This window comes from Cupriavidus sp. JZ107 (assembly GCF_053903255.1).
In genome coordinates this window covers 205,519-218,153 of record NZ_CP096480.1, presented here as the reverse complement: position 1 = coordinate 218,153, position 12,635 = coordinate 205,519, and the positions used below count along the sequence as shown (strand labels likewise).

10 protein-coding genes are annotated in these 12,635 nt (G+C 68.4%); 4 read left to right on the top strand and 6 right to left on the bottom strand.

What is annotated here, in order from left to right:
* Positions 1–46: 46 nt before the first annotated feature.
* The 4 genes from M1D55_RS00950 to M1D55_RS00935 all read right to left on the bottom strand — a co-directional run bounded on the left by M1D55_RS00950 (position 47) and on the right by M1D55_RS00935 (position 4,483).
* On the bottom strand, positions 47–700 hold the full coding sequence (locus tag M1D55_RS00950) for a cytochrome c oxidase subunit 3 (protein WP_456280837.1): 654 nt from the start codon (positions 698–700) through the stop codon (positions 47–49).
* Entirely contained in the window at positions 697–2,454 is a 1,758-nt protein-coding gene (gene ctaD, locus M1D55_RS00945) for a cytochrome c oxidase subunit I (protein ID WP_064574390.1), read from the bottom strand. The genes M1D55_RS00950 and ctaD overlap by 4 nt, the downstream gene beginning before the upstream one ends.
* Before the next feature lie 124 nt (positions 2,455–2,578).
* Positions 2,579–3,751: a c-type cytochrome gene (locus M1D55_RS00940; RefSeq protein WP_006578695.1), complete on the bottom strand. Its 1,173-nt coding sequence runs from the start codon at positions 3,749–3,751 to the stop codon at positions 2,579–2,581.
* A 228-nt stretch (positions 3,752–3,979) separates the two neighbouring features.
* Positions 3,980–4,483: a hypothetical protein gene (locus tag M1D55_RS00935; RefSeq protein WP_006578696.1), complete on the bottom strand. Its 504-nt coding sequence runs from the start codon at positions 4,481–4,483 to the stop codon at positions 3,980–3,982.
* Positions 4,484–4,676: 193 nt separating this feature from the next.
* Between M1D55_RS00935 and M1D55_RS00930 the strand changes: the two genes are divergently transcribed.
* Positions 4,677–4,859 carry a hypothetical protein gene (locus M1D55_RS00930; protein ID WP_456280836.1) on the top strand — a complete coding sequence of 61 codons (183 nt, stop codon included), beginning with the start codon at positions 4,677–4,679 and terminating at the stop codon, positions 4,857–4,859.
* A 91-nt stretch (positions 4,860–4,950) separates the two neighbouring features.
* Positions 4,951–5,148: a hypothetical protein gene (locus tag M1D55_RS00925; RefSeq protein WP_456280835.1), complete on the top strand. Its 198-nt coding sequence runs from the start codon at positions 4,951–4,953 to the stop codon at positions 5,146–5,148.
* A gap of 68 nt (positions 5,149–5,216) precedes the next feature.
* On the opposite strand, the gene M1D55_RS00920 is transcribed toward M1D55_RS00925, so the two are convergent.
* Positions 5,217–5,402 carry a rubredoxin gene (locus M1D55_RS00920; protein WP_023264193.1) on the bottom strand — a complete coding sequence of 62 codons (186 nt, stop codon included), beginning with the start codon at positions 5,400–5,402 and terminating at the stop codon, positions 5,217–5,219.
* Between the two features lie 179 nt (positions 5,403–5,581).
* Between M1D55_RS00920 and M1D55_RS00915 the strand changes: the two genes are divergently transcribed.
* The gene (locus tag M1D55_RS00915) at positions 5,582–6,862 is read left to right on the top strand and encodes a cytochrome P450 (protein ID WP_456280834.1); all 1,281 of its coding nucleotides are present in this window, start codon (positions 5,582–5,584) and stop codon (positions 6,860–6,862) included.
* On the opposite strand, the gene M1D55_RS00910 is transcribed toward M1D55_RS00915, so the two are convergent.
* Complete coding sequence (locus tag M1D55_RS00910; RefSeq protein WP_456280833.1) at positions 6,846–10,952, bottom strand: DUF748 domain-containing protein; 4,107 nt, start codon at positions 10,950–10,952, stop codon at positions 6,846–6,848. The genes M1D55_RS00915 and M1D55_RS00910 overlap by 17 nt on opposite strands.
* A 359-nt stretch (positions 10,953–11,311) precedes the next feature.
* Here M1D55_RS00910 and M1D55_RS00905 point away from each other — a divergent pair, with 359 nt between their 5' ends.
* Positions 11,312–12,625 (top strand): MFS transporter, encoded by a 1,314-nt coding sequence (locus tag M1D55_RS00905; protein WP_006578499.1) that lies wholly within the window; start codon positions 11,312–11,314, stop codon positions 12,623–12,625.
* Positions 12,626–12,635 lie beyond the last annotated feature (10 nt).

The window sequence follows — 12,635 nt, the reverse complement described above, 5'->3', positions numbered from 1 at the left end:
TGCGCTTACTTGCTGCGCGTACTCGTTACCCGCGCTTGTTACGCAATCAGGCGGTGCCGCAGATGTAGCGCACGATTTCCGGGGTCAGCCAGCCGAGCGCGGCCAGCAGCACCAGCCATACCGCCAGCATGAAGTGCCAGTAGCGCGCCAGCAGCCGCACGCGCAGCGCCGCCCCGGCTCGCGCACCCGCGCGAATGCCCTGCCAGGCGGCAGTCCACGCCACCAGGCCGCCGACCATATGCAGGCCATGCATCCCGGTCAGCATGTAGAAGAAGCTGCCGGCCGGATTGTTGGCCGGCAGGATCTCGGCGGCGCCCAGCGCCTGCCATGCCCACAACTGGCTGGCGACGAAGCCGAGCGCGCCGATGCCGCCCAGCATCAGTGCGCGCCGCGCGTTCGGCTGCTCGCCGGCCCGCGCCGCACGGGCGGCCCGCCACATCGCCACGCTGCCGAAGACCAGCAGCGCCGTCGACAGCCACACCTGCCACGGTAACGCGATCCGATGCCAGTCCGCCGAGTCCATGCGCAGGCCGAACGCGACGACGAACAGCGAGAACAGCGAGGTGATCACGCCCATGAAGACCCACAGCGCGACACTGGCGGGCGTCGCGCCGGACGCGTGCTGACGCATTGCGTCGCCGCCGCGCGGGGCCGGGCCGTCGTCGCCGCGCGAGACTCGGTACAGTGCTCCGGCATTCATGCGACGGCTCCCTGGCTGGCGTGCGGTTCGGGTTCGGCGCCGCCGGCCTCCGGCGGCGCGTTCTGCGCGATGAAGTCCTCGCGCGCGCCGGGCACGCTATAGGCATAGGCCCAGCGATACACCACCGGCAGATGCGGGCCCCAGTTGCCGTGTTCCGGCGGCGTCTGCGGCGTCTGCCATTCGAGCGAGGCGGCGCGCCACGGATTGGCGCCGGCCGGCTCGCCGCGGCGCGCGCTCCAGATCAGGTTCCAGACAAACAGCAACTGCGCCGCGGCCACCACGAAAGCCGCCACCGAGATATAGGCGTTCAGCACATGCGCCGACTCGGGGATGAACGCGTAGTTCTCGAAGGCGTAATAGCGGCGGGGCATGCCGAGGATGCCGAGGTAATGCATCGGGAAGAAGATCGCGTAGGTACCGACGAAGGTGACCCAGAAATGCACGCGGCCCAGCGTGTCGTTCAGCATTCGCCCGGTGACTTTCGGATACCAGTGGTAGATGCCGCCGAACACGACGAGGATCGGCGACACGCCCATCACCATGTGGAAGTGCGCGACCACGAAATAGGTATTCGACAGCGGGATATCGACGCTGACGTTGCCGAGGAACAGTCCGGTCAGCCCGCCGATCAGGAAGGTGCTGATGAAGCCGATCGCGAACAGCATGGGCACCGAGAAGTGGATGTCGCCGCGCCACAACGTCAGCACCCAGTTGTAGACCTTGATCGCGGTCGGAATCGCGATGATCAGCGTGGTGGTTGCAAAGAAGAAGCCGAAGTACGGGTTCATGCCGCTGACGAACATATGGTGGGCCCACACCACCACCGACAGCACGCCGATCGCCAGGATCGCCCACACCATCGTGCGATAGCCGAAGATGCTCTTGCGCGCATGCACGCTGATCAGGTCCGACACGATGCCGAACGCCGGCAGCGCGACGATATAGACCTCGGGATGACCGAAGAACCAGAACAGGTGCTGGAACAGCAGCGGACTGCCGCCCTTGTAGTCCAGCTGCTGGCCCATCGACACCATCGACGGCATGAAGAAGCTGGTGCCGATGGTCTTGTCAAGCAGCATCATCACGCCGGAGACGAACAGCGCGGGGAACGCCAGCAGCGCGAGGATCGTGGCCATGAAGATGCCCCAGACGGCCAGCGGCATCCGCATCAGCGTCATGCCCTCGGTGCGCGCCTGCAGCACCGTGGTCACGTAGTTCAGGCCACCCATCGTCGCAGCGACGATGAAGATCAGCAGCGACACCAGCATCAGGATGATGCCCCAGTCGTAGCCGGGCGTGCCGGGCAGGATCGCCTGCGGCGGATACAGCGTCCAGCCAGCGCCGGTCGGCCCGCCCGGCACGAAGAAGCTGGCCAGCAGCACGATCACCGACAGCAGGTAGACCCAGAAGCTCAGCATGTTCAGGAACGGGAACACCATGTCGCGCGCGCCGACCATCAGCGGGATCAGGTAGTTGCCGAAGCCGCCGAGAAACAGCGCGGTCAGCAGATAGATCACCATGATCATGCCGTGCATGGTCACGTACTGGTAGTACGCGTTCGCGTCGATGAAATCGAAGCGGCCGGGAAAGCCCAGCTGCATCCGCATCAGGTTCGACAGCACGACGCCGACCAGCCCCACGACGATGGCGACGATCGTGTACTGCACCGCAATCACCTTGTGGTCCTGGCTCCAGACATAACGCGTCCAGAAGCTGGTGGGCCCGTGGTGGACGGCATCGTCGGCGTAGGCCATGGTGATCTCTCCTGCGGTCGGTGACCTGTCGTGGCGGGCCGCGTCCGGCTGCGGACGCGGCGCTGCCCCTTGTACTCGTTGCGCTGCGGTTGCGTGCGGTTGCGTGCGGTTGTGCCGTCCTTGCCTATTTGCCCGCCGCCTCGCGCGGCGCGCCCGCGGTGGACCGGATATAGGCGATCAGCGCGTTGACCTCGTCCTCGGTGAGCGGCATCTTCGGCATGATCGGCGCGAAGCCCTTGACCACGCGCTGCTGCGGCTCGCGAATCTCGGTACGCAGATAGTCGTCGTCGACCTTGGCGCTACTGCCGTCGGTGAAGGTCGTCGTATGCCCGTACAGGCCTTTCCAGGTCGGCCCGACGCTCGGCGAGCCATCGGTGCTGTGGCACGCGACGCAGCCCTTGCTCTGCGCCAGCGTCCTGCCCTGTTCGGCGAGATCGGCGGCAGCGGGCCCGGGCCCACGTGTGCCGATCGGCTGCGCCGGCACCGTCGCCGCGGCGGCCGGCTGGCCGGCGCGCATCGCGACGAAGGTCTGCTGCTTCTGCAGCCAGGCGGTGAAGGCCGCCGGCTCGTCGACGACCACCTTGCCGCGCATGTTGTGATGGCCGACGCCGCACAGCTGCGCGCACAGCACGTCGAAGGTGCCGGCGCGCGTCGGGGTGAACCAGAACGAGGTCACCATGCCGGGCACCATGTTCATGCGGGCGCGGAACTCCGGCACATAGAAATCGTGCAGCACGTCCTTGGAGCGCGCCAGGATCTTGACGGGCCGCCCCAGCGGCAGATGCAGTTCGGGGCCGGCGACGATGATGTCGTCCTGCCCGTTCGGATCGTCGGGGTTCAGCCCCAGCGGATTGCCCGGTCCGACAAAGCGCGGATCGGTGGTGCCGAACTGCCCGCCCGCGCCGGGGAAGCGGAAGCCCCATGACCATTGCTGCCCGACCACCTCGACCAGCATCGCATCGCGCGGCGGGCGCACATAGTCCGCATAGACGAACAGGCCCGGCGCCAGCAGCGCCATGATGCCCAGCGTGGTGCCGCCGATCAGCCAGAGTTCGAGCTTGTGATTGACCGGCTGGTAGGCGGCGCGGCTGCCGTCGCGATGGCGATAACGCCAGACCATGTAGCCGACGAACAGGTTGATGCCGATGAAGAAGGCGCCGGTGATGACGATCGTGATGGTCAGCGTGTCGTCCATCTGCTTCCAGTTGGACGCGAGCGGCGTCGCCCACCACGGGCTCAGGAAGTGGAAGAGCACCGAAGCGACAACCATGACCACGAGTGCGATGGCGAGCGCCATATCGACCCCTCCTTCTGTGCCGCCGGCACGAGGGCTGCCCAAGTCACGCAGGTAGGATAAGACTAGTGCATCCGATCAGCCCGATTCAAGGCGAGGCGGCGCGCGGGCCGTGCCGCATCGCACAAGCCATGCGCCCTCGATGCATGGGCGACGCACCGGCGCCGGCGTGCCCATGAAAAACGGCGGCCGGAGGCGAACCACCGACCGCCGCGCATTGGCTGTCGCGGCTCAGTGCGTGACGTCCTTGCTTTCCAGCTTCCAGTACGCCGCTGCGGCGCACATGCCGAACACGATGTTGCCAAACAGCGTGTGCCAGCCGCGCGCATCCGCAAACCACGGGAAGAAGCGCGTCATGCCATAGAAGTTGATCAGGTAGATCACCAGGCCGAACACCGCGCCGACCAGCAACGCCATGCCGAGGCTGGAATCGAGCTGGAACGGTGCCATGATCGCCGCCAGGATCATGCCGAGCACGGCGCCCAGCACGAAGTGGATCACCAGTGCGGCCGTGACCGTCGCCAGGCTGAACATGCCGCTCTGCAGCACGTCGGGCCCCATGACGATGGCGGCGATCATCCGCGTGGTGGGCCACGGGTTGGTGTCCGCGATCATCGTCGACCAGAACAGCTCGAGCACCAGCAGCAACGCGCCGGCAGCCAGGCCGGACACCGCGGCCGCGCTCCAGTCAGGCACGCGGCGCACATAGTGGTGCGAATGCATGTGAAGTTCCATTGCCACCTCCGTACGCTGTGACGAGACCGGGTCTCGTTCATTTGCACAGCATAGGACACGCGGCGGCGATCGGCGCGGCGGTACGCATGCCTCGGGTCAACCCCGAGCGGCAAAGCCCTTGGATAGTGCGCCCCGCTGCCTATACTGCAGGCATAACAGCATTCCCCACAGAGAGAGAGGAAAGGAGACCGCCATGCCGACCCTGGACATGCACGACCTCGTGTTCCTGATTCCGATGGCGCTGGTTGGGATTATCGTGATGGGCATGGTGCCCGTTGCAGCGCTGCCACTGCAGATCAGTTGCCGCACGCTCGGCGCAATCGCCGGCGCGCTGCTGGGCCTGGCCGTTCTCGAGGCGATCCCGCTGCTGATCTGAAGGGATCAGCTGGCCACGGGCTCCGAGCCGCTTCCCAGCCGGCTCGGCACTTGCCGGTGCGATCTGCATCGCGACCGGCGGGGAGGCTGACATGTCGCTGTTCTGGATCGCCGCCCTGCTAGCTGCGGCGCTCATGCTGACGGTCGGACGCGCGCTGTGGCGCAGCATGCGGCCCGCGCGGATGCGCTGGCGCCATTGCCGGAGGCGGCGGCGCGCCATGCCGATGCCGCGCAACCGGCCGCACGCCGGCTCGCATGGGGTCCAGCAAAACCGCCTGCACCACGGCTAGCAAGGTTTCCCGCGGCGCATCACTCCAAACGCGAAGGCAACGCTCGCGTCGCGCGCCGACGCCGTGCGTCAGATCTCGATCATCGCGAAGTCGGCTTTCGCCACATCGCATTCCGGGCAGCGCCAATCCTCGGGAATCTCTTCCCAGCGCGTGCCGGGCGCGATGCCGTCGTCCGGCCAGCCCTGCTCCTCGTCATAGACCCAACCGCAAATCAGGCACACCCAGGTCTTGTAAGCGACGGCTTCCTGCTGCAAAACACACTCCTTTATTCAATCCGGAGCGAATCATACGCGTTTTTGCTGCGGCGCCACGATGATGCTCCCGCGCGCCGCGCGGTCGAATGCCGCTGCGCTTCACTTGGCGCACAGGGGCGTTGCGCTGGCATGCAGGTTGCAGCGGATCGGCGATCCCGCTTCCGATCCGAGCACCGCCGATGCCCGCCATTCCACGCGACGCGCCCGGGGACCATAGCCTGGCCATGCTGGCCGACCCCTATCGCTTCATCGCCAAACGCTGCCGCGCGCTGCAATCCGACGTCTTCGAAACCCGCGTGCTGCTGCGCCGCACGCTGTGCATGACCGGGCCCGAGGCGGCCGCACTGTTCTACGATCCGCAGCGGTTCCAGCGTGGCGGGGCGGCGCCCGAGCCGGTGCGCGCGACGCTGTTCGGCAAGGGCGGCGTGCAGACGCTCGACGGCGACGCGCACCGGATGCGCAAGGCGTTGTTCATGCATGCGACCGCGCCCGAGCGCATTGCCTCGTTGTGCGACGCGGTCGCGCAGCAATGGCTGCTGTCCGCGCGGTCGTGGTCCGATGGCCAGCCAGTGGCGCTGTACGACGCGCTGCATCCGCTGCTGACCCGGGCTGTCTGCAGTTGGGCCAGCGTGCCGTTGCGCGAGCATGAGGTCGAGCCGCGCTGCCGGCAGCTGACCGCGCTGTTCGACCAGGCCGCCGCGCCGGGCCTTGGCCATTTCCGCTCGCGGCGCGCGCGCGACCGGATCGAGGCTTGGCTGTCGCGGCTGATCGACCAGGCACGGGCCGGTCAGTTCGAGATTCTCGAGCACACGCCGATGCATACGGTGGCGTGGCACCACGATGCGGATGGCCAGCTGCTGCCGCCGCGCATCGCCGCCGTGGAACTGGCGAACCTGCTGCGGCCCACCGTGGCCGTCTCGGTCTTCATCGTGTTCGTCGCGCACGCGCTGCACCTGTATCCGGCATGCCGCGAGCGCCTGCAGCAGGGCGATCCGGCCTATCTCGATGCCTTCGTGCAGGAGGTGCGCCGCTGGTATCCGTTCTTTCCGGCGGTGGTGGCGCGGGTGCGGGACGACTTCGAATGGAAGGGCTATCGCTTTGCGCGCGGCCGGCGCGCAATGCTGGACCTGTATGGCACCAACCGCGATCCCCGGAGCTGGGACGACCCGGAGACGTTCGCGCCGGAGCGCTTCCTGGCCCGCGCGCCGACGCCGTTCGACTTCATCCCGCAGGGCGGCGCGCAGGCCGCCGATCATCATCGCTGTCCCGGCGAGGGCATCACCGTCGCGCTGATGAAGCAGGCGGTCCTGTTCCTGCTGCGCGGGCTGCGCTATACGGTGCCGGAGCAGGACCTGACGCTGGACTTCGGCCGGCTGCCGGCGCTGCCGCGCGATCGCATGGTGATTCGCGACGTGCGGCTGGTGCACCGGCGCGCCGGCGCCACTACTGCCGGATCGTGAAGTCCACGCGATTCGGCGAGCCCTTGTCCTTGATGCCGTCGGTATCGAGCTTCGGCGCGGTCAGGAACAGGCGCGCTTCGGGCACCTTGCCCTCGCGCTCGAGCGCCTGCTTGACCGTCAGCGCACGCCGCTCGGCCAGCTGCCGCAGGCCCGAGTCGGTGACCGGCGCGTTCTGCAGCAGCAGCGCTTCCATCTCCGCGGTTGGCAGCGACTTGGCCATGCCGATCAGGTTGCGCGGCTTCTTGATCGACGAGCGGCGGTAGACCGCTTCCAGGTACTTCGGGTACTCCTGCGGGCCGACGGTGACCTTGGCGCCCTGCTCGCCGTCCTCGTCGTCGGCCGCGCGCTGCTCGCGCGCCGATTGCCGCAGTTCGCGCACCTTCTGCTCGGCCACCTGCTCGTCGAGCCAGGCGCGGCGCGCGCCGGCAGCGTCGGTGGCCGGATCGATGCGGCCGGTGATCTCCAGCCGCAGGCCCGGCCGATCGTTCAGCGCCTTGCCCAGCGTCTCGACCTTCCTGCGCCCGGCGTCGGTCAGATTCGCCGAACCGGGGGCGAACTCGACATAGCCGAGTTCGTCGCCGCCGCCGAAGGCCGAGGCGATCAGCGAGAACGGCGAGGTGATGGCCTTGGTCAGCAGGTTGACGATCACGCGCATGATCACGCCGCCGATGCTGAACTCGGGGTCCGACAACGAACCCGATACCGGCAGGTTGACGTCGATCACGCCATTGCGGTCCTTCAGCAGCGAGACCGCCAGCAGCACCGGCAGCTTGGTCGCGGTCGGGCTGTCGACCTTGTCGCCGAACGTCAGCTGGTCCAGGAACAGATGGTTGCTGGCGTTCAGTTGGCCGTTCTCGATCTTGTAGGCGACGTCGACCGTCATCTTGCCCTTGGTGATCGGATAGCCGGCGTACTTGGTGGCGTACGGCGTCAGGCGCGTCAGCTCGACGCCGGCAGCCTTCGCGGCGATATCGAGGTAGAGCTGCTCGCCGAGCGGGTTCAGCTTGCCGCCGATCGTCACGGGCGCATCGTCGTCGAGCCGGCCTTCGAGCACCAGATCGGCCGGTGCCGGATCGCCGGTCGACACCTTCGAGATCGAGCCGTGCATGCCGGTCAGGTTGGCGGTGTAGTTCGGCTTGACGAAGAAGTCCGAGAAGTTGATGTTGCCCTTGTCGATCTTGACGCCGCCGATGCGGATCTGCGGACCGGCCGCGGTGCCCTTGGTCGAAGGCGCGGCCGGCGCGGCGGCGCTGGCAGCAACAGTGGCCGAGGCGGACTGGGCCTGCGGCGCGCTGGCCGGTGCCGGTGCGGTGCTGGCCTGCGTCAGGCTGGTGGTCGGCGCCGGCTGGCCCTGCTGGGCGCCGCCGGAGACCACGTCCTGCAGATTCAGCCGGCCGTTCGCGTTCAGGATCACGCGCGCATAGAAGTCGTTCAGCGCGATCTGGCCCAGCGCCAGCCGCAACGGGCCCTTGCTGTCGTCCATGCGGAAGTCGATGCCACTGAGTCCCAGCGAGCGCCAGCGGATGAAGTCCTCGCCGTTGACGCGGTCGACCGTACGCACATTGCTCAGCTGCGCGGTGCCGGCGAAGGTGGCGGCCACCGGCTTGCCGCTCGGCACGGCCACCGCGAGATTGCCGTTGACGGTGGCGTTGCCGGCGCGCAGCGCCGCGTTGAAACGATCGGCGAGATAAGGCTGGAACGGCGCCAGGTCCAGCTGCTTCGCATCGACGCGCATCTGCAGCGCCGGCAGCGTGGGCTGCACGGTGCCGTCCAGCGACAGCACGCCGCGGCGGCCCGACTCGACCTTGGCCTTCAGCGCGATCGGCGTGGCAGGCAGTGGCCAGCGAACGGCGCCGGTCTTGACGTCGATACCGCGCAACTGATGAACCACCGGGCGATTGCCGTTGGCCGCGGCCGGCTGGTAGTCGGTCAGGCGCAGCTTGCCGCCGTCGATCGCGACGCTGCCGACTTCGACCTGCCACGGTTTGGCGGGAGCCGCGGGGGTACTCGTCTTCTGCGCAGGCTGCGCGCGCTTCGCGCTGGCGGCGCGCGACTGCGCCGCCCAGATGCGCGAGGCCTCGACCAGCTCGCCGCGATGGTCGCGCACCGCGACAAATTGCGGGCTGCTCAGGCCGATCTGCGCGACCTGCAGGGACTGCGCGGCCAGGTCGAAACGCAGGCCGTCCAGCGTCAGCTTGTCGGCGCTGACCAGCGGCAGCTTGTCGCCGACCAGATCGCCGCGCTGGCGGGCACGCTGCTCGCGCCGCTTTGCCGCGGCATCGTCGGACGGCGCAGCGGCAACGCGCGGCGCGGCGGCCGGATCGCGCAGCGCCACATGGACGTTGCTCATCGCGACGCGCGAATTGTCCAGCGACAGCGCGAAGGCCGGCGCGGCCCACGACATCCGGTAGTTCAGCTCGGCATCGAGCGCCGACTGGCCCAACTGGATGCGCAATTCGCCCGGGAACCAGGCGGCGAAGGTCTGCGGCTGCAATCCATTGGCGCGCAGCGTGCCGGCCAGCGTGGCGTCCCGCAGCGACAGCGCGCCCTGGTGCGCGATGGTCTGGCCGTCGGCCACCACCAGCGTGGCGTCGAGCCTGGCCGGCTTGTCGCTGTCGCCGGACAGCCCATCGATCTGCACGTCGATCGGCCCGAGCGCCAGCGTGCCCGGGCCGGAGAACGCCGCCTCGTCGCGCAGCGCGACGCGGGCCTGCTTCAGCGCGACGCGATCGATGGTGTAGCGCCAGGGCTTGGCGTCGGCGGCGGGCTGGGCCGCCTGTGCTGCAACCGGCGCCGAGGCGGCCGGTGCGGAGGCGGAAGCCAGCGGAGCGGATGCGGTCGCGGGGGCCGATGCGGTCGCGGCTGCCGATGCGGTCGCGGCTGCCGATGCGGTCGCGGCTGCCGATGCGGTCGCGGCTGCCGATGCGGTCGCGGCTGCCGATGCGGTCGCGTTTGCCGATGCGGTCGCGGGGGCCGATGCCGGAGCGGCCGCGGCGGGCGCGGCGGGCTTCGCCGCTGCCGGGGTCGCCGGCGTTGCCCGCGGCAGGAACGCCGTCGCCAGGTCGAGCGTGCCATCGGCGCGCCGCAGCGCGCGCAGGTCCAGCCCGTCCAGCGTCACGCCGCGCAGATGGATCAGGTTGTCGGCCGGCGCCAGCCGCGCGATATCGACCGTCAGATTGCCGGCCTGCAGCAGCGGCGTGCCGTCGCGCTTGCGCACATCGGCCTCGCGCAGCGAGGCGGTGCCGGAGACTTCGATCTGCTGCTGGTCCTGCTGCTGGCGAAAGCCCACCACCAGCCGCGTATCGAGCTTGCCCGCCTTGACCTCGGCGTCGGTCAACCGCGGCGCGAACGGCATGAAGCGGACCAGATCGAGGCCATTCAGATCGAGGTTCAGCTTCGCTTCGCGCGCATCGGCGAACGGCAGCATGGTGCCGCTGACCGCCAGCGGCGAGCCGTTGATATGGGCGCTGATGGTCGGCTGCGTGACGATATTGACGTCGTGCGGCAGGTTCGACAGGAAGGGCAGCGTGACCGTCAGATGGTCGACGCGCTGGGTCTCGCCCAGCATCTTGTCGTCGAAGCGCAGCGAACTCTCGGTCAGCGCGATGTTGTTGATCGAAAAGCGGGCCGGTTCGCCATCGTCCGGACTCTTGGGCCTGGCTTCCAGCCGGTCGCGGATATCGTCGAAGCTGAGCCGGCCGTCCGCTTCACGGACGACATGGACGGCGAGCCGGTCGATATGGACCGCGTCGACCACCGGAGCCAGGCGCCACAGCGACGCGATCGACGCGTCGATGTCGGCCGACCCCAGCGTCAGCATCGGCGTGGTGCCGTCCGGCTCGAAGATCGTGACATCGCCGACCGTCGCGGCCAGCGAGAACGGCCGCACCTGTGCCGTGCCGATCGTCACCTTGCGTCCCAGCGCCTCGCTGGCCTGGCTCGCGGCCAGCGACCGAATCAGCGGCGGTCCGCCGAAGTAGCCGGCCAGACCGAAAATCGCCACTGCCGCCGCAATGCCGGCCGCCACGCGCAGGCCCGTACGCCGGCGCGGCGTCGCGGTGGCGGCCTGCATCGAAATCTTGAATGCCATGTCGTCCCGAAGAAATTGACCCCCACAACCGCACGCGCCGGGCGGTTTCGCCATGCCGTCGTCGCGGCCTCGCGCCCTCCCGATACACGTCCTTGGCTCCAGTTGTGCTCTGGATCCCACTTTTTTGGGCATTATGGTAATGCTTCATGACAGTGCGCGGGGGATTATTGCGACCGGCCGCCGGCGGCGGGGCATCCGATCTGGTATCGTTTCGCCTTTGCGAAGCGTCCCGTCGCATGCCAAAGGCCCACCCGCCTCTGGCCCTGCCTCTCTCCCGCGCTGTACCCGCCGGCCGTACCCTCACACTTACCCGTGTTAGTGCGCTTCGCATGCGATCTCTTCCCATGCGAGTCTCTTCAATGTCCACCACCAGCAGTACTGTTGGCGCCGGCGGCGCGTCGCTCGAACGCGCCGCGCGCCCGCTGACCGGCCAGGATTACAAGACCCTGTCCCTCGCCGCCCTCGGCGGCGCCCTCGAGTTCTACGACTTCATCATCTTCGTCTTCTTCGCCACCGTGATCGGGCAGCTGTTCTTCCCGCCGTCGATCCCGGACTGGCTGCGGCAGCTGCAGACCTTCGGCATCTTCGCGGCCGGCTACCTGGCGCGTCCGCTGGGCGGCATCATCATGGCCCACTTCGGCGACCTGCTCGGGCGCAAGAAGATGTTCACGCTGTCGATCCTGCTGATGTCGGTGCCCACGCTGCTGATGGGCCTGCTGCCGACCTATCACGCGATCGGCCTGCTGGCGCCGGTCGCGCTGCTGCTGCTGCGGGTGCTGCAGGGCGCGGCGGTCGGCGGCGAGGTGCCGGGCGCCTGGGTCTTCGTCTCGGAACATGTGCCGACCCGCCACGTCGGCTATGCCTGCGGCACGCTGACGGCGGGCCTGACCGCCGGCATCCTGCTCGGCTCGCTGGTGGCGACCGGCATCAACACGATCTTCACGCCGGAGCAGCTGACCGACTGGGGCTGGCGCGTGCCGTTCCTGCTCGGCGGCGTGTTCGGCATCGCCTCGATGTATCTGCGCCGCTGGCTGCATGAAACGCCGGTGTTCGCCGAGCTGCAGCGCAAGAAGGCGCTGGCCGCGGAAATGCCGCTGAAGGCCGTGGTGCGCGACCATCGCGGCGCGGTCGCGGTGTCGATGCTGCTGACGTGGATGCTGTCGGCCGGCATCGTCGTCGTGATCCTGATGACGCCGACCTTCCTGCAGAAGCTCTATGGCTTCGACGCGCGCACGGCGCTGGTCGCCAACAGCGTGGCCACGCTGTGCCTGTCGATCGGCTGCGTGGTGGCCGGGGCGCTGGCCGACCGCATCGGCGCGCGCCGCACGCTGTTCTTCGGCGGCCTGTTCCTGGCGGTCAGCAGCTATCTGTTCTACACGGTGATCCACCAGCGCCCCGACCTGCTGCTGCCGCTCTATGCGCTGGCCGGCTTCGCGGTGGGCACGATCGGCGCGGTGCCGTTCGTGCTGGTCAACGCCTTCCCGGCGCATGTCCGCTTCTCGGGGCTGTCGTTCTCGTACAACCTGTCGTACGCGATCTTCGGCGGGCTGACGCCGATGGCGGTGACGCTGATGCTGAAGAACGATCCGCTGGCGCCCGCGCACTATGTCGTCGCGCTGTGCGCGCTGGGCATGGTGACCGCGCTGTTCGCGCGCAAGTCCGCCAGGCTGTAAGCGAAGCGGC

Bases quoted from the DNA above. Each gene is read 5' to 3' on its own strand.
- M1D55_RS00950 (WP_456280837.1), bottom strand. From the start codon at position 700: ATGAATGCCGGAGCACTGTACCGAGTCTCGCGCGGCGACGACGGCCCG.
- M1D55_RS00930 (WP_456280836.1), top strand. From the start codon at position 4,677: ATGCCGACCCTGGACATGCACGACCTCGTGTTCCTGATTCCGATGGCG.
- M1D55_RS00925 (WP_456280835.1), top strand. From the start codon at position 4,951: ATGTCGCTGTTCTGGATCGCCGCCCTGCTAGCTGCGGCGCTCATGCTG.
- ctaD (WP_064574390.1), bottom strand. From the start codon at position 2,454: ATGGCCTACGCCGACGATGCCGTCCACCACGGGCCCACCAGCTTCTGG.
- M1D55_RS00935 (WP_006578696.1), bottom strand. From the start codon at position 4,483: ATGGAACTTCACATGCATTCGCACCACTATGTGCGCCGCGTGCCTGAC.
- M1D55_RS00940 (WP_006578695.1), bottom strand. From the start codon at position 3,751: ATGGCGCTCGCCATCGCACTCGTGGTCATGGTTGTCGCTTCGGTGCTC.
- M1D55_RS00915 (WP_456280834.1), top strand. From the start codon at position 5,582: ATGCCCGCCATTCCACGCGACGCGCCCGGGGACCATAGCCTGGCCATG.
- M1D55_RS00910 (WP_456280833.1), bottom strand. From the start codon at position 10,952: ATGGCATTCAAGATTTCGATGCAGGCCGCCACCGCGACGCCGCGCCGG.
- M1D55_RS00905 (WP_006578499.1), top strand. From the start codon at position 11,312: ATGTCCACCACCAGCAGTACTGTTGGCGCCGGCGGCGCGTCGCTCGAA.